This is a genomic window from Streptomyces sp. AC550_RSS872 (genome assembly GCF_019049285.1).
Taxonomy (GTDB): Bacteria; Actinomycetota; Actinomycetes; order Streptomycetales; family Streptomycetaceae; genus Streptomyces.
In genome coordinates this window covers 65,129-87,217 of record NZ_JAGMUL010000033.1, presented here as the reverse complement: position 1 = coordinate 87,217, position 22,089 = coordinate 65,129, and the positions used below count along the sequence as shown (strand labels likewise).

The 22,089-nt window shown below is 69.7% G+C and carries 18 protein-coding genes; 9 read left to right on the top strand and 9 right to left on the bottom strand.

Annotated features, from left to right (window positions below; translation table 11 throughout):
• Positions 1-42 precede the first annotated feature (42 nt).
• From KUM44_RS16695 to KUM44_RS16665, 7 genes are all read left to right on the top strand, one after another.
• Positions 43-1,200, top strand: a complete 1,158-nt coding sequence (locus KUM44_RS16695; protein WP_217208676.1) for a Gfo/Idh/MocA family protein — start codon at positions 43-45, stop codon at positions 1,198-1,200.
• On the top strand, positions 1,200-2,045 hold the full coding sequence (locus KUM44_RS16690) for a PmoA family protein (protein ID WP_217208675.1): 846 nt from the start codon (positions 1,200-1,202) through the stop codon (positions 2,043-2,045). The genes KUM44_RS16695 and KUM44_RS16690 overlap by 1 nt, the downstream gene beginning before the upstream one ends.
• Positions 2,042-3,559 (top strand): glycoside hydrolase 43 family protein, encoded by a 1,518-nt coding sequence (locus KUM44_RS16685; protein WP_217208674.1) that lies wholly within the window; start codon positions 2,042-2,044, stop codon positions 3,557-3,559. Before KUM44_RS16690 ends, KUM44_RS16685 begins: the two co-directional genes overlap by 4 nt.
• A gap of 33 nt (positions 3,560-3,592) precedes the next feature.
• Complete coding sequence (locus KUM44_RS16680) at positions 3,593-5,590, top strand: pectinesterase family protein (RefSeq protein ID WP_217208673.1); 1,998 nt, start codon at positions 3,593-3,595, stop codon at positions 5,588-5,590.
• Positions 5,591-5,640: 50 nt separating this feature from the next.
• A complete protein-coding gene (locus KUM44_RS16675; RefSeq protein ID WP_217208672.1) occupies positions 5,641-6,990 on the top strand; it encodes a sugar ABC transporter substrate-binding protein in 1,350 nt (449 codons plus the stop codon).
• Positions 6,991-7,099: 109 nt separating this feature from the next.
• On the top strand, positions 7,100-7,894 hold the full coding sequence (locus KUM44_RS16670; RefSeq protein ID WP_217208695.1) for a rhamnogalacturonan acetylesterase: 795 nt from the start codon (positions 7,100-7,102) through the stop codon (positions 7,892-7,894).
• Between the two features lie 30 nt (positions 7,895-7,924).
• The gene (locus KUM44_RS16665) at positions 7,925-9,238 is read left to right on the top strand and encodes a polysaccharide lyase family 1 protein (RefSeq protein ID WP_217208671.1); all 1,314 of its coding nucleotides are present in this window, start codon (positions 7,925-7,927) and stop codon (positions 9,236-9,238) included.
• A 59-nt stretch (positions 9,239-9,297) separates the two neighbouring features.
• Here the strand turns inward: KUM44_RS16665 and KUM44_RS16660 are convergent, their stop codons facing one another.
• Positions 9,298-11,496: a family 43 glycosylhydrolase gene (locus tag KUM44_RS16660; RefSeq protein ID WP_217208670.1), complete on the bottom strand. Its 2,199-nt coding sequence runs from the start codon at positions 11,494-11,496 to the stop codon at positions 9,298-9,300.
• 236 nt (positions 11,497-11,732) lie between these two features.
• Between KUM44_RS16660 and KUM44_RS16655 the strand changes: the two genes are divergently transcribed.
• On the top strand, positions 11,733-12,887 hold the full coding sequence (locus tag KUM44_RS16655; protein ID WP_217208669.1) for a right-handed parallel beta-helix repeat-containing protein: 1,155 nt from the start codon (positions 11,733-11,735) through the stop codon (positions 12,885-12,887).
• Positions 12,888-12,986: 99 nt separating this feature from the next.
• On the opposite strand, the gene KUM44_RS16650 is transcribed toward KUM44_RS16655, so the two are convergent.
• The 3 genes from KUM44_RS16650 to KUM44_RS16640 all read right to left on the bottom strand — a co-directional run bounded on the left by KUM44_RS16650 (position 12,987) and on the right by KUM44_RS16640 (position 15,325).
• Positions 12,987-13,820 carry a pectate lyase gene (locus KUM44_RS16650; RefSeq protein ID WP_217208668.1) on the bottom strand — a complete coding sequence of 278 codons (834 nt, stop codon included), beginning with the start codon at positions 13,818-13,820 and terminating at the stop codon, positions 12,987-12,989.
• Between the two features lie 87 nt (positions 13,821-13,907).
• A complete protein-coding gene (locus tag KUM44_RS16645) occupies positions 13,908-14,759 on the bottom strand; it encodes a hypothetical protein (protein WP_217208667.1) in 852 nt (283 codons plus the stop codon).
• Positions 14,756-15,325 (bottom strand): SigE family RNA polymerase sigma factor, encoded by a 570-nt coding sequence (locus tag KUM44_RS16640; RefSeq protein ID WP_217208666.1) that lies wholly within the window; start codon positions 15,323-15,325, stop codon positions 14,756-14,758. The genes KUM44_RS16645 and KUM44_RS16640 overlap by 4 nt, the downstream gene beginning before the upstream one ends.
• 264 nt (positions 15,326-15,589) lie before the next feature.
• Between KUM44_RS16640 and KUM44_RS16635 the strand changes: the two genes are divergently transcribed.
• The gene (locus tag KUM44_RS16635) at positions 15,590-17,041 is read left to right on the top strand and encodes an NCS2 family permease (protein ID WP_217208665.1); all 1,452 of its coding nucleotides are present in this window, start codon (positions 15,590-15,592) and stop codon (positions 17,039-17,041) included.
• Positions 17,042-17,054: 13 nt separating this feature from the next.
• Here KUM44_RS16635 and KUM44_RS16630 read toward each other — a convergent pair whose 3' ends face one another.
• The 5 genes from KUM44_RS16630 to KUM44_RS16610 all read right to left on the bottom strand — a co-directional run bounded on the left by KUM44_RS16630 (position 17,055) and on the right by KUM44_RS16610 (position 22,062).
• Complete coding sequence (locus KUM44_RS16630; protein WP_217208664.1) at positions 17,055-18,500, bottom strand: penicillin-binding protein 2; 1,446 nt, start codon at positions 18,498-18,500, stop codon at positions 17,055-17,057.
• Positions 18,501-18,555: 55 nt separating this feature from the next.
• Entirely contained in the window at positions 18,556-19,218 is a 663-nt protein-coding gene (locus tag KUM44_RS16625; RefSeq protein WP_217208663.1) for a response regulator transcription factor, read from the bottom strand.
• Complete coding sequence (locus tag KUM44_RS16620; RefSeq protein ID WP_217208662.1) at positions 19,215-20,510, bottom strand: histidine kinase; 1,296 nt, start codon at positions 20,508-20,510, stop codon at positions 19,215-19,217. Before KUM44_RS16620 ends, KUM44_RS16625 begins: the two co-directional genes overlap by 4 nt.
• Complete coding sequence (locus KUM44_RS16615) at positions 20,507-21,511, bottom strand: hypothetical protein (protein ID WP_217208661.1); 1,005 nt, start codon at positions 21,509-21,511, stop codon at positions 20,507-20,509. Before KUM44_RS16615 ends, KUM44_RS16620 begins: the two co-directional genes overlap by 4 nt.
• An 80-nt stretch (positions 21,512-21,591) precedes the next feature.
• Positions 21,592-22,062, bottom strand: a complete 471-nt coding sequence (locus tag KUM44_RS16610; protein ID WP_217208660.1) for a GNAT family N-acetyltransferase — start codon at positions 22,060-22,062, stop codon at positions 21,592-21,594.
• Positions 22,063-22,089 lie beyond the last annotated feature (27 nt).

Here is a 22,089-nt window from a genome sequence, read left to right as displayed (position 1 = left end):
CGACCGCGAGGTGGCACGCGGCGCGGGCGCAGGGAGGATCACATGAGCACTGCCGTACCCGTCGTCCTGGCGGGCGCGCGCGGCCACGGCCGCTGGCACCTCGACAACATCCGCCGGCTCCAGGACAAGGGGATCGTCCGGCCGGCGGGGATCTGCGAGCTTACCCCGCTGACGGAGGAGGAGCTTCCGGAGGGCATGGGCTCGCCCGAGCAGTCCGCCGACTTCGGTGCCCTCCTCGACTCCACCGGCGCGGGCGTCGCCGTGATCTGCACGCCGATCCCGACCCACACCGACCTGGCCCTGACGGCCGCCCGCCGGGGTGTGCACATCCTGCTGGAGAAGCCGCCCGCCCCGTCGTACGCCGAGTTCCGGCGTATGGCCGACGGGGTCGCCGAAGCCGGGGTCGTCTGCCAGATCGGCTTCCAGTCGCTGGGCTCGCGTGCCGTGCCCGCGATCCGGGAGCTGATGGCGCAGGGCGCGATCGGCGAGATCGTCGGGATCGGCGGGGCCGGTGCCTGGGCGCGTGCCGAGGCGTACTACCGGCGGGCGCCCTGGGCGGGCAAGCGGCGGCTGAACGGCGTCGACGTCATCGACGGCGTGCTGACCAACCCGCTCGCGCACGCCGTCGCCACCGCTCTCGCGCTCGGCGGCACGGTGCACGCCGAGGACGTCACCGCCATCGAGACCGAGCTGCTGCGCGCCAACGACATCGAGTCCGACGACACCTCCTGCGTCCGCGTCACCACCGCGCGCGGCCCTCAGGTCGTCGTCGCCGCGACCCTGTGCGCCGAGGACCCCGGCGAGCCGTACGTCGTCGTCCACGGCGACCGCGGCCGGATCACCTTCTGGTACAAGCAGGACCGCGTCCTGCTCCAGCGGGCGGGCCACGGCCCCGAGGAGTTCGAGTACGACCGCACGGACCTGCTGGAGAACCTCGTCGAGCACCTCACCGACGGCACCCCCCTGCTCGTCACGCCCGACGCGACCGGCGCCTTCATGAAGGTCGTCGAAGCGATCCGCCTGGCCCCCGACCCGATCCCGCTGCCGGACGGCACCTGGCACCTGCTGCACGACGAGCAGCGCCGGGTCGTGCCCGGCATCGACGGCCTGGTCGCGGCCGCAGCCGACACCCTCGCCCTCTACTCCGAGCTGGGCGCCGCCTGGGCGCTGCCGGCGAGAACGAAAGAGGTGAGCACCTGATGACCCCCCACGACACCGCGGTGCTGCGCGTCGCGGGCCGCCCGGTCGGCCGGTACGTCACCCGGCCCGAACTGCCGCCCCGGCTCGCCCCGCGCCCCTATCTGCACCCCGTCACCACCCTGGCCGGCACGGCGGTCACCGAGCTCAGCCCCGCCGACCACACACACCACCTCGGCGTCGGTGTCGCCGTTCCCGACGTCGAGGGGGCCAACTTCTGGGGCGGACGCACCTACGTCCGCGACCAGGGCCCGACCGAACTGGACAACCACGGCGCCCAGCGGCACACCTCCTTCCCACTGCGCGACCCCGACGGCTTCGTCGAGGAACTGCGCTGGGTGGCGTCCGGCGCCGAACTGCTGCGCGAGCGCCGTACGGTCGCGGCCGCCGAACTCACCGAATCCGCCTGGGCGTTGGACTTCACCTTCTCCCTGACCAACGTCACCTCCGGCCCGCTGTCGATCGGCAGCCCCGCCACCAACGGCCGCCCGGGCGCGGCGTACGGCGGCTTCTTCTGGCGGGCCCGAAAGGAGGACTCGGCGCCGGACGTGTTCACCACCGACCGCGAGGGTGAGCGGGAGATCCACGGCACCCGCGCCCCCTGGGTGGCGCTCACCGGCTCGACCTGGACCCTGATCTTCGCCGGGGCCACCGAACAGACCCGCCGGGACCCGTGGTTCGTACGCGCCGAGGAGTATCCCGGCGTCGGTTCCTCCCTCGCCTCCGAGGAGCGGCTGCCGATCCCGGCCGGCGAGACCGCCGTACGCCGGATCGTCACCGTCGTCGCCGACGGCCGGATCAGCCGGCCCGAAGCGGCGTCCCTGGTCCGCAAGGCGGTGAGCCAATGACCGCCGAGACCGTGGGGACCTACGCCAACCCCGTCCTGAACGCCGACTGGTCCGACCCGGACGTCGTCCGCGTCGGCGACGACTTCTACCTCACCGCCTCCAGCTTCGGCCGCGCCCCCGGCCTGCCCCTGCTGCACTCCCGCGACCTGGTCAACTGGACCCTGGTCGGCCACGCCGTGGACCACCTGGAACCGGCGGAGGAGTTCGCGGCCCCACGGCACGACTGCGGCGTCTGGGCCCCCTCCCTGCGCCACCACGACGACCGGTTCTGGATCTTCTGGGGCGACCCCGACCAGGGCATCTTCCAGGTCAACGCCCCCGAGATCCGCGGCCCCTGGACCCGCCCGCACCTGGTCAAGGCAGGCAAGGGACTCATCGACCCCTGCCCCCTCTGGGACGACGAGACCGGCGAGGCCTACCTCGTGCACGCCTGGGCCAAGTCCCGGTCCGGAGTGAAGAACCGCCTCACCGGCCACCGTATGCATCCCGACGGCACCGAACTCCTCGACCAGGGCAAGCTGATCGTCGACGGCGACCGGATCCCCGGCTGGTTCACCCTCGAAGGCCCCAAGCTCCACCGGCACGACGGCTGGTTCTGGATCCTCGCGCCCGCCGGGGGAGTGGAGACCGGCTGGCAGGGCGCCTTCCGCTCACGCGAGTTCTTCGGGCCCTACGAGGAGAGGATCGTCCTCGAACAGAAGGACACCGACGTCAACGGCCCCCACCAGGGCGGCTGGGTGCGCACCCCGTCCGGTGAGGACTGGTTCCTGCACTTCCAGCAGCGGGGCGCGTACGGCAGGGTCGTCCACCTCCAGCCGATGCGCTGGGGCACCGACGGCTGGCCGGTGCTCGGGGACGACGGCGCGCCCGTCGCCGTACACCGCAGGCCCGGCCTGCCCTCACAGCCGCCCGCCGCGCCCGCCACCGACGACGACTTCCCCGGCGGACGCTTCGGACGCCAGTGGTCCTGGACCGCCACCCCACAGGACGGCTGGACCCCCCAGCACTCCGGCGACGGCCTCAAGCTGACCTGCGTCCGCTCGGCCGACGCCCATGACCTGCGGAAACTGCCGAACATCCTCACCCAGCGACTGCCGGCCACGCCCTGCGCGGTCGAGGTGCACCTACGGCTGGACAGCGAGGAGCCGGGGGCGCGGGCGGGGCTCGCGGTGCTCGGGGACGCGTTCGGCTGGATCGGGCTCCAGCGGGGCACGGACGGGCAGGTGCACGTGGTGCACCGGTTCGCGGAGGCCGTCGCGGAGAGGGAACGGGACGCCGCACACGCGCGGCCCGCCCCGGAGGGGCGCGTGCGGCTGCGGATCGAGATCGGAGCGGGGGCACGCTGCCGGTTCTTCCGCGACGTCGGGGAGGGCCTGCACCCGTCCGGGCCGGTCTTCGCCGCCACCCCCTGGCGCTGGGTCGGTGCCCTGCTCGGCCTGTTCGCCCTCGCGCCCGCCGGCCCGGGACACGCCGGCGCGGCCACCTTCTCGCACTTCAGGATCAACCCCCTGTAACGCACCTGACCCGTAAGCCTGTTGGGAGCCGCAATGACGCAGCACCTTGATAGCAAGCGCTTGCAGAGACCGGGGCACGGCAAAATCCTGGCCGCCGTGCTCGGCCTGGTCGCCGTACTGAGCCTCGGAACGATGGGAGAGGCGAAGGCCGCGAGTCCGACGGCGACTTCGGCCACGACTTCGGCCTCCGCCGACCGCTGGACCGACCGGCCGCATGGCTTCGCCTCCCTGGCCGGCGGTACGACCGGTGGCGCGGGCGGCAAGGTCGTGACCGTCACGGACCAGGCATCGCTGGCCAAGTACGCGGCGGCCAAGGAGCCGTACATCATCCGCGTGGCGGGTTCGATTCCGGTCGAACCGTTCGGCTCGGACATCGTGGTGGGGTCGGACAAGACCCTGATCGGCGTCGGCGACACCGGCGAGATCGTCCACGGCGAGCTGCACCTCAACCCCGGCACGAGCAACGTCATCATCCGCAACCTGACGATCCGCGACTCCTACGTCGAGGGCGACTGGGACGGCAGGACCACCGACTTCGACGCCGTCCAGATGGACACCGTCGACCACGTCTGGATCGACCACAACCGCTTCACGCACATGGGCGACGGGCTGCTCGACATCCGCAAGGACAGCCGGTACATCACCGTCTCCTACAACCGGTTCACGGACCACAACAAGGCGTTCGGGATCGGCTGGACCACCAACGTCCGGACGGAGATCACGATCGACCACAACTGGTTCACGGGCACCAAGCAACGCAACCCGTCCGCCGACAACTGCGCCTACGCCCACCTCTACAACAACCACCTCTCCGCACAGGTGGCCGACGGCGACCCGACATGGACGTACGGGAACTGGTCGCGCGGCAGGACGCGGATGGTCATCGAGAACAGCTACTACGACGGTGTCCAGCACCCCTATCAGGCCGACGCCACCGCCGAGCTGGTGCAGCGCGGCTCGATCCTGAAGAACGTCAGCGGGCGGCAGGACACGAGGGGGACGGCCTTCGACCCGCGTGACTTCTACGACTACCGGCTCGACCCGGCCGCCGCCGTGCCCGCGCTGGTGAAGAAGTTCTCCGGACCGCAAGCGCGGATCGGCACGACCCTGCACGTCCCGGCCGACCACCCGACCGTGCAGTCCGCCGTGGACGCCGTGCCTGACGGGAACACCGTGCCGGTGACGATCGCCGTCGCGCCGGGGACGTACCGCGAGAAGGTGTTCATCCCGGCGAGCAAGCCGAGCATCGTGCTCCAGGGGACCGGCCGCGACCGCTCCGACACCGTCATCGTCTTCGACACGCCCGCCGCGTACGGGGGTTCGACAGGGAGCGCGACCGTCCGGATCGCCGCGCACGACGTCACCGCCCGCAACCTCACCTTCAGCAACGACTTCGACGAGGCCGCGGTCGAGCTGAACGGTGAGCAGGCGCTGGCGATGAAGACGACCGGCGACCGGATCGTCTTCGAGAACACCGCCTTCCTCGGCAACCAGGACACCCTGATGACCGACAGCCCCAAGCTGGACGTGATCAGCAGGGTGTACGTCCGCGACTCGTACGTCGAGGGCGACGTCGACTTCGTCTACGGGCGGGCGACCACCGTCATCGAGCGGTCCGTGATCCGGGCGCTGAGCCGCGGCTCGGACACCAACAACGGCTACATCACGGCGGCTTCGACCTGGACGGGCAACCCGTACGGGTTCCTGATCACCGGTTCGAGGATCGTGAGCGACGCGCCGGCCGGGTCCTTCCACCTGGGGCGGCCGTGGCACCCGGGCGGCGAACCGAACGCCGTCGCGCAGGTGCTGATCCGGGACACCTGGCTGCCCGCCGCGATCAAGTCCTCCCCGTGGACCGACATGAGCGGGTTCTCCTGGAAGGACGCCCGATTCACCGAGTACCGGAACACCGGTCCGGGCGCGGCCGTGACCGCGGACCGGCCGCAGATGAGTGATGAGGCGGCGCGAGCCCACACCGTCGCCGACTACCTCAAAGGCACCGACGACTGGGCGCCGTACGCCCGCCACTGACCCCCACAACTTCACAGCTCCGCTGGATCCAGAACGAAGAGAGCCGATTAATGAAGATCAGCATCCACAGAAGCAGGCGCGCTGCCCTGGGCGTCGCCCTCGGGTCCGTCCTCGCCCTGACCGCCACCGCCTGCGGTGACGACGGCAGCGGCACCGGCGGCGACAAGGGCGAGGAGGGCAGCGGCAAGGGAGAGATCGTCTTCTGGGACAACAACGGTGGTGTCCGCACCGACATCTGGAAGGAGGTCATCGCCGACTTCGAGAAGGCGCACCCGGAGATCAAGGTCGAGTACGTCGGGATCCCGTCCACCGACTACCAGTCCAAGGTGGACACCGCCATCCAGGGCGGCGGACTGCCGGACGTCGGCGGTGTCGGCGCGGCGATGCTCGCCGGGTTCGCCGCGCAGAACGCTCTGGAGCCGCTGGACGACCGGCTCGCGGGGTCCTCCCTGAACGGCAGGCTCAACGAGGACATGCTCACCTCGCTGAAGGCCGCGGGCGGCGGTGACGACAAGCTGTACTCGATTCCGACCTCCGCGAACAACGGTGTGCTGTACTACCGCACCGATCTGTTCAAGAAGGCCGGCCTGGACGAGCCGAGCACCTGGGAGAAGTTCTACGAGGCCGCGGAGAAGCTGACCAACTCCGGGAAGAACGAGTTCGGTTACACCATCCGCGGTGGCGCCGGTTCCATCGCGCAGGCGCTGGACGCCATGTACGGGCAGTCCGGGATCACCTCCTTCTGGGACGCCGGCGGGGAGAAGACCACCGTCAACGACCCGAAGAACGTCGCCGCGCTGGAGAAGTACGCCGCGCTCTACAAGAAGGTCACTCCGGCCGCCGACCTCAACAACGACTTCACCAAGATGGTCGCGCAGTGGGATTCCGGCACGATCGGGATGCTGAACCACAACCTGGGGTCGTACCAGGACCATGTGAAGGCGCTCGGGACGGACAGGTTCCGGGGTATTCCGCAGCCGGTCGGCTCCGCCGGTAAGCGGGTTCAGGTGTCGAACCCTGTTGATGGGATCGGCCTGTTCAAGAGCTCCAAGAACAAGGAGGCCGCCTGGAAGTTCATCGAGTTCGCCACTTCCCATGCGGAGAACTCGAAGTTCAACGAGGCGGCGGGGCAGGTGCCTGCGAACAATGACGCCGCCAAGGATGCGTGGATCTCCAAGGCCGAGCCGACGAAGCTGGCTGCGGCCGCTTTGAGGGACGGTTCCACGTCGATTGTGCAGCTGCCGTACTACCTGCCTGACTGGAACACGATCTCCAAGGCCGACAACGAGCCGAACTTCCAGAAGGTGCTGAACGGGGACATGAGCGCCAAGGAGTTCCTGGACACGATGGCTGGTCAGCTGAACGAGGCTCAGGCCGAGTGGAAGGAAAGGAACGGCTGAGAGGTCGGTCGCTTCTGTGCGCGGCCGGCTGCGGCTTGGTTGTGGCTGGTCGCGCAGTTCCCCGCGCCCCTGGGGGGTTGCACACCCTCCGCGCTTGAAAGGCACTGTCGTGTCGCTCACCCGTAGACAGGTAACCGTGGCGGCCGTCGCCGTCGTTCCTCTCGCTCTCTCGGCCACCGGTACCGCCCGAGCAGCGCAGCGTCACCGCACACTCTTCATCGCCGGTGATTCCACAGCCGCCCAGAAATACGCCGACGCCGCCCCGGAGACCGGGTGGGGTATGGCGCTTCCCTTCTTTCTTCGCAAGAAACTTCCCGTCTCCAATCACGCGGTGAACGGGCGTAGTTCCAAGAGCTTTGTCGACGAGGGTCGGCTCGATGTCGTTCTCCAGGCCATCAGGCCCGGGGACCTCCTTCTCGTCCAGTTCGCGCACAACGACGAGAAGGTCGCAGATCCGGCCCGGTACACCGAGCCCTGGACGACGTACCAGGACTACCTGCGGCTGTACATCGACGGCGCCCGGGCCCGTGGTGCCCGGCCGGTCCTGGCCACCGCCGTCGAGCGGCGGAAGTTCGACGTCGGCGGCAACGCCGTGCCGACCCACGGCGACTATCCGGCGGCGATGCGAGCGCTCGCTCAGGAGGAGCGGGTCGCGCTGCTCGACGTCCAGGCCCTGTCCCTCGCGCTGTGGCAGCGGATCGGGGTCGAGGGGACGAAGACGTACTTCAACTGGACGGCGACGGAGCAGGACAACACGCACTTCAGTCCGCCGGGCGCCATCGCCGTTTCGCGTCTCGTGGCGCGGGAGCTGCTGCGGACGCGTGTGCTCGGCCCGCAGGACGTGCGCCGGCTCGACGAGGAGATCCCGGAGTCCTGGATCATCTGGCCGCCGGCCGTCGCGTAACCACCCCACCGCAGAAAAGAGAGCCGCACAATGAACGCACAGGTATGGCATGGGCATGTCACTATGAAGACCGCCGTGCTGATCGGCTGCACCGCACTCGTTCTCGGTCTCACCGGCGCCAGCGCCGAGGCGGGACCGCGCGAGCTCGGTCGGCAGGTGCTCGGCGCGAACGACGGCTGGGGGGCGGAGGGCGCCGGGACGACCGGCGGGTCGGCCGCCGACGCCGAGCACGTCTACACCGTCACGACCTGGGCGGAGTTCAAGGCCGCACTGAAGGCCGGCGGCGACGCGCCGAAGATCATCAAGGTCAAGGGCATGATCGACGCCGTCTCCGAGGGCTGCGAGGCCTTCGTCACCGGCGGCTACGACCTTCAGGAGTACCTCAAGGCGTACGACCCCGCCGTCTGGGGCAACGACGAGGTCGCCAGCGGCCCGCAGGAGGACGCGCGGGTCGCCTCCGCCGCCGGACAGGACACCGAGATCAAGGCCAACATCCCCAGCAACACCACCATCGTCGGCGTCGGCAAGAACTCCGGCATCCTCGGCGGCAGCCTCCAGATCAAGGGCGTCTCGAACGTCATCATGCGCAACCTCACCATCGAGGCCCCGCTCGACTGCTTCCCCAAGTGGGATCCGACCGACGACAACAAGACCGGCAACTGGAACTCCGAGTACGACACCGTGGTCGTCTACGGCAGCGACCACGTGTGGCTCGACCACAACACGTTCACCGACGGGCGCTTCCCCGACAGCGAGCGGCCGGTGTACTTCGGCAAGGTCTTCCAGCAGCACGACGGTCTGACGGACATCGTGCGCGGCTCCAACCACGTGACCGTGTCCTGGAACCGCTACGAGAACCACGACAAGAACATGCTGATCGGCAACGGCGACGGCCTCGCCTCCACCGACGGCGGCAAGCTCAAGGTCACCATGCACCACAACCGCTTCGAGGGCGTCCTCCAGCGCTCCCCGCGGGTGCGGTTCGGCCAGGTCGACGTCTACAACAACCACTACGTGGTGGCCGAGGAGCAGAAGGACGACTACTACATCTTCGGCGTCGGCATCTCCTCGCAGCTGCACGCCAGCGACAACGCCATCTCGCTGCCGGCCGGCGCGAGCGTCGGCAAGGTCCTGAAGAAGTGGAACGAGTCGCCGCTGACGGCCGAGAACAACTACGTCAACGGCAAGCTGACGGACCTCATCGCCGTCCACAACGCCGAGATCCCGGAGGAGACCCTCCAGTCCGGTGCGGGCTGGAAGCCGACCCTGCGGACGAAGGTCGACAGCCCCAAGGCGCTGCCGGGGATCGTCAACCGCTGCGCGGGAGCCGGCCGCCTGCACTGATCAACCCCCCGACGGGCCGGGGCGCGCAGCCCCGGCCCACAGCGAAGGAGCGGACTGAGCTAGGGCCTGATGCCCTCCAGCGTCGGCACCACCGGCTCGATCGTGCCGTCGGCCGCGAACTTCAGGCGGTCGACGGTCGTCTCGCGGTGCATGCCGTCGCCGCCCGGCTTCCCGGGGCCGTTCAGGGCGAACCGGTGGTAGACGGCGTACCAGTCGTCGGTGCCGGGGGCGTTCACCACGGAGTGGTGGCCGGTGCCGAGGATGCCGTACTCGGGACGCTTGGACAGGATCGTCCCCTTCTTGTTCCACGGGCCCAGCGGGGACGGTCCGGTCGCGTAGGCGACGTGGTAGTTCTCGCTACGTGTGTCGTCCTCGGACCACATGAAGTAGTACGTGCCCTTCCGCTTGATCACGAAGGAGCCCTCGCGGAAGTTGTCCGGGGTGATGTCCCGGACCTTCGAGGCGTCGTACGACACCATGTCGTCGTTCAGCGGGACCACGTACCCGTGCCCGTTGCCCCAGTAGAGATACGACGTCCCGTCGTCGTCCGTGAAGACGGCCGGGTCGATCATCTGGCCTTTCAGTGAGCCGCCCTTGGCGACCAGCGGCTTGCCCAGCGCGTCCTTGAACGGGCCGGCCGGCGAGTCGGCCACCGCCACGCCTATCTGCTGCTCGGCGCAGAAGTAGAAGTAGTACTTGCCGTCGCGCTCGGCGATCGCCGGGGCCCAGGCGTACTTGTCGGCCCAGCTCACGTCCGGACCGAGGTCAAGGATGACGCCGTGGTCCTTCCAGTGGACCAGGTCCTTCGACGAGTACGCCTTGAACCTGGTCCCGCTCCAGCCCTGGAAACCGTCCGTCGTCGGATAGATCCAGTACTCACCGTTCAGGTAGTGCACATCGGGGTCGGCGTTCAGGCCCGGCAGCGTGGGGCTGTCGGTGCGCACCGCCTCTACCGTCCAGACGCGCTTGGTGCCGTCCCCGGCGGTCACCGTGTACTTCTGCGGCTTGCGGAAGTCGCGCCGGGTGCCGGAGCGGGGGCTGACCGTGGCGCCCTCGCCGAGCCACAGCTTCGGGGCGAGACGGGACAGGTCCGCGTCCGGCCGCATGGGGAGCACGACCTTCGCGGCGCTGTCCGTGACGATCGCGTACCCCTTCTGGTCCTTCGCCGTCGCGTCCACGACCGAGGCGGGGCTCGCGGGATACGCGGCCAGCAGCCGGTCGTACTCCGCCTGAGTCACCGGGATCACCGTGCCGTGCCGGGGGCTCGCGGGCAGCTGGTAGTTCTGCGAGGGGGTCCACTTGCCCGAGTCGAGGTCGGTGGTCTCGAACGGGACGTAGCCGCGGCCGCCGTACTCGTCGACGAACAGGTACCACTTCTCCTCGGTGTTCGACTTGAACACCGTGGGACCCTCACCGCGCTCCATCGCGCCGCTGCCGATGCAGTCGGCCACGAAGTCGTACTTCGTCGAGGTCAGCGTCGTCGACTTCTCGGCGGTGATGAACTTCGAGCAGGGCGAGCCGGAGGACGGGTCGCGCTCGTCCTTGGTGTAGCGGTAGTACGTGCCGTCGTGCTTGACGACCGTGGAGTCGATGACGGAGTAGCCCGGGTCGTCCCAGACCTTCGGCGCGCTGAAGGTGCGGAAGTCCTTCGTGGTGGCGTACAGCATCCTGTTGTACGTCGATCCGGTGTGGTCGGGGTCGTCGTCGGCGTACAGCTTCGACGCCCAGAAGACGACGAACTCACCGAGGCTGTCGTCCCAGTAGGCCTCCGGCGCCCAGGTGTTGCCCGCGTTGTCGGGCGAGACCTTCACGAGGCGCTGGTCGGTCCAGTGGACCAGGTCGGTGGACTCCCAGACCATGATCGACTTGCTGCCGTGCCGCTGGACCTGGTCCCAGCTGCCGCTGCTGTTCTGGTACATCCGCAGATCGGTGGCGATCATGTAGAACTTGTCGCCCTCGGGGGAGCGGATCACGAACGGGTCGCGCAGTCCCTTCTCACCGATCGTGGAGGTGAGGACCGGTTTCCCGGCGTTCAGCTCCCGCCAGTGCAGCGCGTCGTTGCCGCGGCTTAGGGCGTAGCGGATCTGCTCGCCGTCGGCGGTGCCCTCGCCGGTGAAGTAGGCGAAGAGATAGCCGGCGTACTTGGGGTTCTTCACTGGTGGTGCTCCGGAGTTCGCGGTACCGGCGGTACCGGGCGGGGCGGTGAGGAGGGCGACGAGCAGCGAGAGACAGGCGACTAGGAGGATTCGTGGGCGCATGTCACTCCTGTGTGGGTGTGGGGGTTCCTGTTGGGTCGTGTGCGCCTTCGGAGTCTCACCAGTGGGAAACAGCACGTCAATCGGTGAGTGCGGGATGAGGACCGACGAAAGTTTCGCTCGCTTTCGGTGAGGCGCGGCAACCTTCCCGGGCATGGCGGCGACCGGATGGCAGAAGCGGGCCGGGGTGGCCCCTCCGGCCCGCTTCGTCCGCATTTGGTCCAGGAAGGGAACCACCCGTGCGCTTGAGCACCGGCCGTCACCGCAGAACCCGTACGCTCTCCATCGCCGCGGCCGTCGCGGTCGCCTCCGGAGCGGGCGGCGTCTACCTCGGCCTCTCCGACCCAGGCGCCCAGGCCGCCTCGACCACGGTCACCGTGTCCGGCACCGCCCAGCTGGAGTCGGCCGTCAAGAACGCGGCCGCCGGTACGACGATCCAGGTCCGCGGCGGCACGTACACCCCCTCGGCAACCCTCAAGTCCACGGCGAACGGGACGAGTTCGGCCCGGATCACGCTCCAGGCGTACGGCACCGAGAAGGTGCGGATCGACGGGTCCAAGCTGCCCGCCGGGTCCTGGCTGGCCGGCATCTACGGTGACTACTGGACCGTCCAGAACCTCATCTTCGTCAACTCCCCGGCCCAGGGCTTCGTCGCCACGTCGTCGGTCGGCGGCGTCTTCAAGAACCTCGTCACCGCGAACAACGGCGACTCCGGCTTCACCCTGCGCGGCGACGGCACCACGAACAACCTCGTCCAGAACCTCGACAGCTACGGCAACTACGACCCGGCCGGGCACGGGCAGAACGCCGACGGGATCGCCGTGAAGTTCGGCTCCGGAACGGGCAACCGGATCACCGGGGCGCGCCTCTACAACAACTCGGACGACGGCCTCGACCTGTGGCAGTTCTCCTCGCCGGTCACCGTCGAACGCACCTGGGCCTTCGGCAACGGCAAGAACCGCTGGGGCGACTCGGCCTTCGAGGGCAACGGCAACGGGTTCAAGCTGGGCGGCGGCGGCGCCTCGGTGGCCCACGTCGTCAACGACAACGCGGCCTGGGACAACACGCTGCACGGCTTCACCGAGAACTCCAACACCGGCGCGATCATCCTGAACCGCAACACCGCGTACGCCAACGCCGACACCGGGTTCTACTTCGCCACGGGCAAGGCACGGCTGGCCCGGAATCTCGCGGTGAGCAACGAGAAGGCGCTTTCCAAGGTCGGGAAGTCGACGGTGTGCGCGGCGAACAACTGGGACGGTGGAGTCGCCGCTCCGGCCTTCACGTCTACGGACGCGGCAACGGCGTACGGGACTCGTGAGGCGGACGGTTCGCTGCCCGCCACGACCTTCCTGACCACGGGTTCCACGGCCCTCGGCTCGACGATGGAATAGCCCTCGGACCACGAACGAACGCCCCGCCGGTCGTCACCGGCGGGGCGTTCTGTTCTGCTGACCGAGGGGGGCTCAGATCAGCAGGTCCCTGGGATTCGATCACTGGTACGTGATGTCAGATGCCGAGAACCGGCAAGCGGTTCCATCCGGGCCGGTGCCGACTTCCTTCGGCTCCTTGCCGCTGCTGTTGCCCTCGAAGCGGGTGCAGGTCTTGATCTTCCTGCCGCTGTCGCCGTGGATGCGGATCTCGCGCAGCACGGCCGTGTCACCGTAGTTGGAGTTGACGCCGACGATCGAGTTGCCGGGCGCGGTGACGTCCACGTCGTCGATGACGACCGAGCGCTTGTACTGCGTGGAGCAGTTGCCGCAACTGCGCACCAGCTTGCCGAAGTTCTGCACCTGGAACTCGGTCACGACCAGCTTCCCGGCGCCGTTGAACTGGAGCACCTTGTCGTCGGCGTTCTTCGCGCCGCCGCCGTGCACCGTGTACACGGCGGACGACGACCTGCCCTTGAACGTCGCGGCGTCCTCGCCGACGTCCTGCCACCACACGTTCTGGAGGGTGCAGGAGCCCTTGCAGTGGACGCCGTCCGCGGCCGGGGTACCGATGACGACGTTCTTGAGGACCGCGCCGTCGGCCAGCTCGAAGATCGGGTCCTGGCCCTCTTCCTGGCCGCCGCCGCCCAGGTCGCCGGTGCCGTAGAACCTCGCCAACTCGCCGTCGTAGGTGCCCGACACCGGGATCGTCCTCGACACCGGCTTGCTGTCGGTGGGCGTCGGCCAGGCCGCGGCCGCGCCGGCCGACGACAGTAACGACGTGGTGGTGACGACGGCCGCGACGGTGACGCCGAGCGCGGAGACCCCGGCGATCACCGCACGCCGCTTGGTGACCTTGCGGCGGTGCCGGACGCGCTGTTCGGACTGAGGTGTCATGACCCGGTTCCTTGCGTGGCGGGGGGATCCTTCCGTCTCCTGGTCGCCACGCGTGAGGAAAGGGTTGCCGGTCCGGGAGGAAATTCTTTACGAGTCCCCGTCGGACGTCGAGCCGTCACCGGCCGGCGACGCGAAACCGCCCGCCACGGACAGCTGCTCGCCGCCCGCCGTGGCCGTCATCGCATAGGTGTCGTCCTTGGCGTCCCGGCCGCCGCGCGCATGGTTGTACTGCCCCGCGAACACCCACTCGCCCTTCGGGACCGTACGGCCCTCCTTGAGCACCCAGGTGTAGACGAGGAAGCCGTCCTGCTCGCCGACCGTCAGCGTGAAGTCGCTCTCGGGCAGCGCGCGCCAGGCACCGGTGGAGGTGACTCCGCCGGTCTGGGCGACCTTCAACTGCACGGTGAGCGCGGTGAGTTGCTCGCTCGTCCTGAGGGTCAGATCGCTCTGCGCCCAGAACTCGTTGCTGTGCTGGCCCACCGAGCCGTCCGACCACAGGGGGCCGTCCTCCCGGCCCTTGGCGGCGGGCGGCTGTGCCGGGGCGGTCGGCTGCGGCGCCTGGGTCGTCTCGCGGGACTCCGGGGTGTCCTTGGGTGTCGGGTCGCCCGGCGGGGCGGGCGGGACCGGGGCGCGGCTCGTCGCGTCCGGCGACGGGGTGGGCGTCGGCGACGTGGCCACCGTCTGCTGCGGGGTGTCCTCCTTCACGGCGGACGCCACCGCGTACCCGCCGACCGCGAGGACACCGGCGACCGCGGCCGTCGCGGTCACGACGCGGAACCAGCCGTACACCGGCGGACGGGTCGCCCGGTGGTCGGGGCGGGTCTGCTCGGCCATGCCACGCTCGACGCGGGCCAGGATCCGCGCGCGGTTGGGCTCGTGCGCCTCGGCCGCCTCGTGCAGCCGGGCACGCAGTTCGTCGTGCACGTCCCGCTGCATCATCGGTTCCTTCCTCCGGCGTTCCCGGTGCGGGCCATCGGCGCCGCGTGCACCTTGAGCGGAGCGCCTCGCGCCCCGAGCAGCCGCTGTAGCTCGGCCATCCCCTTCGAGGTCTGGCTCTTCACCGTACCGACCGAGACGCCGAGGGCGAGAGCGGTGTCCTTCTCGGAGAGGTCGAAGGCGTGCCGCAGCACCACACAGGCGCGTTTGCGGAACGGAAGTCTACGCAATGCCTCCTGGACGTCGATGACCCCCGCCACGTCCGGGTTCTCGGTCTTCTCCTCGCGCTGTGTCCAGAACAGCGCCACCCGTCGCCGCTCCCGGACCGCGCTGCGGATCCTGGTGCGGGCCAGGTTGGCGACGACGCCGCGCGCGTAGGCCACCGGATGGTCGGCCGCGCGGACCCGGTCCCAACGGTGCCACAGCGCGAGCAGCGCGTCCGCCGCCAGATCGTCGGCGGCGTCCGCCTCGCCCGTCAGCAGATGGGCCAGGCGCGAGAGCTCGGCATAGTGGCGCTCGAAGAAGGTATGGAACTCCACGGAGGCGGCGTCATCGACGACCGTGCCCACGGGCGACCCCTCCTGGCTGCGAAGTGTCGTTTTTTGATGACGAATGTGGTCGTCCGGCGATCAACTCGCGATCATCCGGTCGAGATCGGGAACTCTAGCAGCGATCGAGAGCTCGGTTCGTACGGGACTTCGAACACCGTGTGATACACCGCACGTGAACAGCCCTGATTCCGTAACACGGAGAAAACCCGAATCGCGTTCAACACGGGAACAATCCAGCCAGCATCCGCACACCGACCCGTCAGGCAGCAAGGAGCAACAGCCATGTCCGAGACCCAGAAGGTGGCCGACCGGTCAAGTGCCCCGCCGCCAGGCGTGAACAGCGTCGACCGGTACTTCAAGATCTCCGAACGGGGCTCCACCTTCGCCCGTGAGATACGCGGCGGCTTCGCCACGTTCTTCACGATGGCCTACATCCTTGTCCTGAATCCCATCATCCTCGGCAGCGCGAAGGACAAGTTCGGCCACCAGCTGGACGCCGTCCAACTCACCACCGCCACCGCCCTGGTGGCCGCGGTCATGACGATCATCATGGGCGTCGGCGGCAACCTTCCGCTCGCGCTCGCCGCAGGACTGGGCCTGAACGCCGTCGTCGCCTTCCAGATCGCCCCGCTCATGGCATGGGACGACGCGATGGGACTCGTCGTCCTCGAAGGCGTGTTGATCTGCGTGCTCGTGCTCACCGGACTGCGCGAGGCCGTCATGCACGCCATACCGCAACCGCTCAAGCAGGCGATCAGCGTCGGTATCGGTCTGTTCATCGCCTTCATCGGCTTCGTCGACGCCGGTTTCGTCAGCCGTATCCCGGACGCCGCGAACTCGACCGTGCCGGTTCAGCTGGGCGGCACCGGCCAGCTCACCGGGTGGCCGATCCTCGTGTTCTGCCTCGGCGTGCTGCTGACGATCGCCCTGCTGGCCCGCAAGGTGAAGGGCGCCATCCTCATCAGCATCGTGACGATGACGGTCGCGGCGATGATCATCAACTCGATCGCCGACATCAAGGCCTGGGGCCTGACCACACCCGCCTGGCCCGACAAGATCGTCGACACCCCGGACTTCGGGCTCATCGGCGACTTCAGCCTGTTCGGCGCCTTCGGCGAGACCACCGCCATCACCGTCGTCCTGCTCGTCTTCACCCTGGTCCTGTCCGACTTCTTCGACACCATGGGCACGGTCGTCGGCATCAGCGCCGAGGCCGGACTCCTCGACGAGCAGGGCAAGGTGCCGAACCTCGGCCGGGTGCTGCTGATCGACGGCGCCGCGGCGGCCGCGGGCGGCGCGGCCTCCTCGTCGTCGGCGACCTCCTACATCGAGTCGGCGGCCGGCGTCGGCGAGGGCGCGCGCACCGGCTTCTCCAACCTGGTCACCGGCGGCCTCTTCGCCCTGGCCCTCTTCCTGACCCCGCTGCTCACCATCGTCCCGCTCCAGGCGGCCGCCCCCGCCCTGGTCGCCGTCGGCTTCCTGATGATGACCCAGGTCAAGCACATCGACTGGGACAAGTACGAGATCGCCATCCCGGCGTTCCTGACCATCGCGGTCATGCCGTTCACGTACTCCATCACCAACGGCATCGGGGCCGGCTTCGTCGCCTACGTCGTCATCAAGGTGGTGCTCGGCAAGGCGAAGGAGATCCACTGGCTGCTGTGGGGGACCTCGCTGCTGTTCCTGGTGTACTTCGCGATCAACCCGATCGAGCAGGTCCTGGGCGTCAAGTAGACGTCCTGGTCCTTCAGCCCTCCAGTGCCGCCTCCATCACCTTCTTGGCGACGGGGGCGGCCAGCCCGTTGCCGCTGACCTCCGAGCGCTCCGCGTTCGACTGCTCCACGATCACCGCCACGGCGACCTCCTTGCCGTCGGCCTTCCCGTAGGACGTGAACCAGGCGTACGGCGTCTTGCTGTTGTTCGCGCCGTGCTGGGCCGTGCCCGTCTTGCCGCCGACCGTCGCGCCCGAGATCTGCGCGTTCGTGCCCGTGCCCTTCTCGACGACCGTCTGCATCGCCGACTGGAGCTGCTCGGCGGTGTCGGAGCTGACGATCTCCTTGGTGCCGGCGGCGTCGTCGTAGTTCTCCAGGACATCGCCGCCGCCGTCGGTGATCTGGGACACCATGTGCGGCGAGACCAGCTTGCCGTCGTTGGCTATGGCGGCCGACACCATGGCCATCTGGAGCGGGGTGGCGGTGACATCGAACTGGCCGATGCCGGTCAGGGCGGTCGACGCCTCGTCCATGCCGGAGGGGTACACGCTGGGGTACGCCCGCACCGGCACGTCCTGCTCCTCGTCGTTGAAGCCGAACTTCTCGGCCATCTCCCTGACCTTGTCCTGACCCAGGTTGACGGCCATCTTCCCGAAGACGTTGTTGCACGAGTACTGGAGCGCCACCCGGATCGAGGCGTTCTCGCAGGGGGCGGACGGGTTCTCGTTGCCCAGCTTGTCGCTGGACTCCGGCAGCGGGTACGGGTCCGGGCTGTCGGTCCTCTCGTCCACCGAGGAGTACAGCCCGTCCTCCAGCGCGGCCGCCGCCACGACCAGCTTGAACGTCGAACCCGGAGGCAGCGGCTGGCGCAGCGCACGGTTCGTCATCGGCTTGTCGGCGTCCTTGGTCAGCTGCTTCCAGGCGTCCGCGTCACCCGTCGTGATCCGCGACGGGTCGTACGACGGAGTGGAGACGGCCGCCAGGATCTTCCCCGTGGTGGGGTCGATCGCGACGGCGGCGCCCTTGTTGTCGCCGAGCGCGCCGTAGGCCGCCTTCTGCACCTGCGGGTCGATCGTGGTGATCACGTTGCCCGGGGCGGACCGCTTGTTGGTGACCGTGTCCAGGACGCTCTTCAGCCGGTTGTCCGTGCCGTCGAGCAGGTCCCGGTAGACGCCCTCCAGCTGCGTCGCCCCGAACGCCTGCGAGCTGTACCCGGTGACCGCCGCGTACAGCGCGCCGTCCTTGTACGTCCGCTTGTACGCGAGGTCGCCGCTCGTCATCGGCGCCGAGCCGGTGACGGCCTCTCCGCCCACGATGATGTTGCCGAGCGGCTCGCTGTACAGCGCGATCGTGTTCCGCCGGTTGTCCTTGTCGTCCGCGAGCGCCTGGCCTTCGTAGAACTGCACCCACGTCGCCCTGACCAGCAGAGCGAACACCAGCAGCAGCGCGAAGACGGACGCCCGCCTGATCGTCTTGTTCATCCCACTCCGAAGGACGATCAGGATGGGGCGGAACGTTCCCTTCCACCCCTTTTTCTCATCGGGCGTTCATGAAGCCCGCCTCGTACGCGGCGATGACCGCCTGGGTACGGTCCCGGGTGCCGGTCTTCGCGAGGATCGCCGCCACATGCGACTTCACGGTGGCCGGACCGACCTCCATGCGCCGCGCGATCTCCGCGTTGGTCAGGCCCTGCGCCATCAGCCGCAGCACCTCGCTCTCCCGGCAGGTGAGCCGCGCCACCCAGGGCGGCGGCGCCGGGTACGCGCGTGCGTGCTCGGCCGCCAGGGTGCGTACGGCCGCCGGGAACAGCAGGGTGTCGGTGTGCGAGACCAGCCGTACGGCCTGCACCAGCGCGTCGGCGTCCGCCCGCTTCAGCAGGAACCCGGCGGCTCCGGCGCGCAGCGCGTCGTACACGTAGGAGTCGTTCTCGAAGGTGGTGACGACTACGATGCGGGGCGGTTCGTCGAGCGTGGCGAGGATCTGCTCGGTGGCCCGGATACCGTCGATGCCGGGCATACGCACGTCCATCAGGACCACGTCGGGCCGCAGCTCCCGCACCACGGACACCGCCTCGGCCCCGGTGGCCGCCTCCCCGACCACCTCCAGGTCGGGCTCGACGGAGAGGATGGCGCGCAGGGCGGTGCGCACCATGCGCTCGTCGTCGGCGAGGACGACGCGGACGGGCGGGCGGGTCGTCATACGGATCCCTTCATGGGCAGTCGTACGGTCAGCCGCCACGTCCCCTCGGCGGCACCGGCCTGTGCGGTGCCGCCCAGCAGCCGGGCCCGGTCGGCGATGCCGCGCAGGCCGTGGCCGCCGCCGGGGCGGCAGGGGGAGGAGTGGGCCGGGGCGTCGGTCAGGGGGTTCTCGACGGCGATCTCCAGGTGCTCGTCGGCGACCCCGATCCGCAGGGACACGCTCGTCCGCTCACCGGCGTGCTTGAGGGCGTTGCTCAACCCCTCCTGCACGATGCGGTAGGCCTCGCGGGACAGGACGGGCGGCAGTGCCTCGGGGTCGGCGTCGACCCGGGCCGTCACCCGCAGCCCGGCCGCGCGGGTGCGGCGCAGCAGGCCGGCGAGGTCGGCGGCGAGGGTGGGCGCGGGCGCTGTACCGGGTGTGTCGCCGTCGCGCAACACGCCCAGGACGGCGTCGAGTTCAGCGACCGAACGCCGGGTCGTGTCCTCGATCGCGGCGAGCGCTTCGCGGACGAACTCCGGGTCGCTGTCGAGGACTCTGCGGGCCGCGCTCGCCTGGAGGGTGACGGCACTCAGGGCGTGGCCGACGGAGTCGTGCAGCTCGCGCGCGAGCCGGTTGCGGACCGCGAGGTCGGCGGCGCGCGCCTCGGCCGCCGCGAGCCGGTCCTCGGGCGTGGGGCCGAGCAACGCGGGTGCCCAGCGGGCGAGCAGCGCCCCGGCGACGGCCGCGCAGCCGGCGAGGGCGAGCAGCGTCGCCAGACCCGCCACCGGCGCACACGCCAGCACCCAGGGCCGGTCCAGGGATGCGGGCAGCTCGACGGCCTCGGCGCCGCCCGCCCAGACGATCAGCGGCAGCGCGGCGAGGAAGCCCGCGAACGGCGGCACCGCCAGCGACATCCCCGAGATGACCCCGCCGAACCCGAGATGCAGGGTGAACCAGGCCGCCGCCCGCCCCTTCGCCGCCCGTGTCCGGGCCGGGCCGTACGCCAGCAGCCCCGCGTCGACCCCGCACAGCGACCGCACCGCACCCGCCTCCAGGGACCGGGTCAGCGGGAACAGGGCGGCGGTGAGCGCGGCCAGGGGCAATCCGACGGCGAAGGAGAGCAGTTGCAGGGGCAGGTCGTTGAAGACGTACCGGGAGTCGGTGGCGGGGCCGACGACGAGCTGGCCGACGAAGACGTACGGCATGGCGAGCGCGCCGCCGAGGATCAGATGGATCCAGCGCCGGCGCGCCCGCCGCCCGAACAGGAACCGGTAGGACCGGCTGAACCGGCTGGCCCCGCTGAACCGGCTCACGCCGTACGACGTTTCCGGCTCGCGTCGCGCTCCGCGAGGAAGTGGACGCCGAGGCAGGCGACGAGGATGCCGACGATCATCTGGCCAGCGTAAGTGAGGTTCAGCAGCGGTGCCGGGCCGTCGGCGACGTCGGTGAGCGGGGCCAGCGACAGCCAGGCCGCCCAGCAGACGGTGGCGGCGGAGCCGACCCAGGCGAGAGCGAGCGGCACCAGGACGGGCAGCGTGCGGCCGCGCCGGAACGCGAGGAGGAGGCCGCCGATGACGGCCATGGCGAGGAACACGACGGACAGGGCCTCCATGACGTAGAAGCCGCTGGTGCGGCCGGTGACATGACGCTCGTCGAGCCCCGCGGTGCCGCCGCCCGCCCACAGGAGGTGGGTCAGCAGCGGCAGCAGCGCGCAGACGGCCGCCGCGACGGCGACGGCACGCTGGGCCGCCCCGATGAGGCCGACCGGAAGCTCCCAGACCCGGCCCTCCCACAACCGGCCCCAGCGGTCGCGGGCGTACAGCACGAACAGGGCGCCCAGGGTGAGTCCCTGCACGATGAACCCGGTGTAGACGACCCCGAAGACCCAGGCGTCGAGGAAGGGTTCGGCGTCCCCGCCGCCGGAGGACGCCCGGGAACCGCCGAGCAGGTCGACCAGGAGCTGGAGCGGAAACCCGGCCGTGATCGGCGCGAGCAGCCCGGTGGCCACCCATGCGGGGAGGCCGAGCAGCCACGCGGGCGCGCGCAGCCCCCACGGCCGGGTCAGTACCAGCGCGAGCACGATGACGGCCGCGTCCATGAGCACCGTGACGCTGTTGGCGACGGCCATGCTCGCCCGGTGCTCCAGCAGGGAGCTGCCGTCCGGGATACCGGTCCGACTCCCCGCGATCCAGGCGACCTTGAGCGAGAGATACGGCACGCAGGAGACGATGGCGACGGCCCGCAGGGCGCGACGGAACCTGCCGAGCCCGAGGGTGTGGCCGGTCTCCCGGGCGGGAGCGAGTGTCTGCGTCATACGGCCACGCTCCCGCGACAGCGCCGGTCGGCACCTCCTGCACGGCGATGATCCGTCTCCGCCTGACGGGGGAGAGGCCCTCAGCCCTCCAGGTGGAGGACGACCTCGTCGATCTCCTCGCCGCGTGCGTTGGCGAAGCCCCTCGCCTGCGCGGTCACCCGGAACCCGCACTTGTGCAGCACCCGCAGCGAGCCCTCGTTGTCCGCCGCCGCACGCGCGTACAGCGGGCGTTCGGGAACCTCGGTGAGCAGCCCGCGCAGGGCGGTCGTCGCGATGCCGCGGCCCCAGTACGCACGGTCCACCCAGTACGTCACCTCCCGCTCGCCCGGCTCTCCGTACACGGCCGCGCTGCCCACCACGTCACCGTCGACCAGGATGGTGCGCAGGACGTCCGCCGAGGACCGGATCCGTTTCCAGTGCTCGTCGAAGGCGTCCCGGTCTGCGGGATCCCTGGGGGTGAAGGCCGCCATGCGCAGGGCCTCGGGGTCGTTCATCTGCCGGTAGAAGACCGGCAGATCGCTGTCGTGCACCTCGCGGAGTTCCACATCCATGGGGTCAGAGCCTACGAGGGAAGTCGC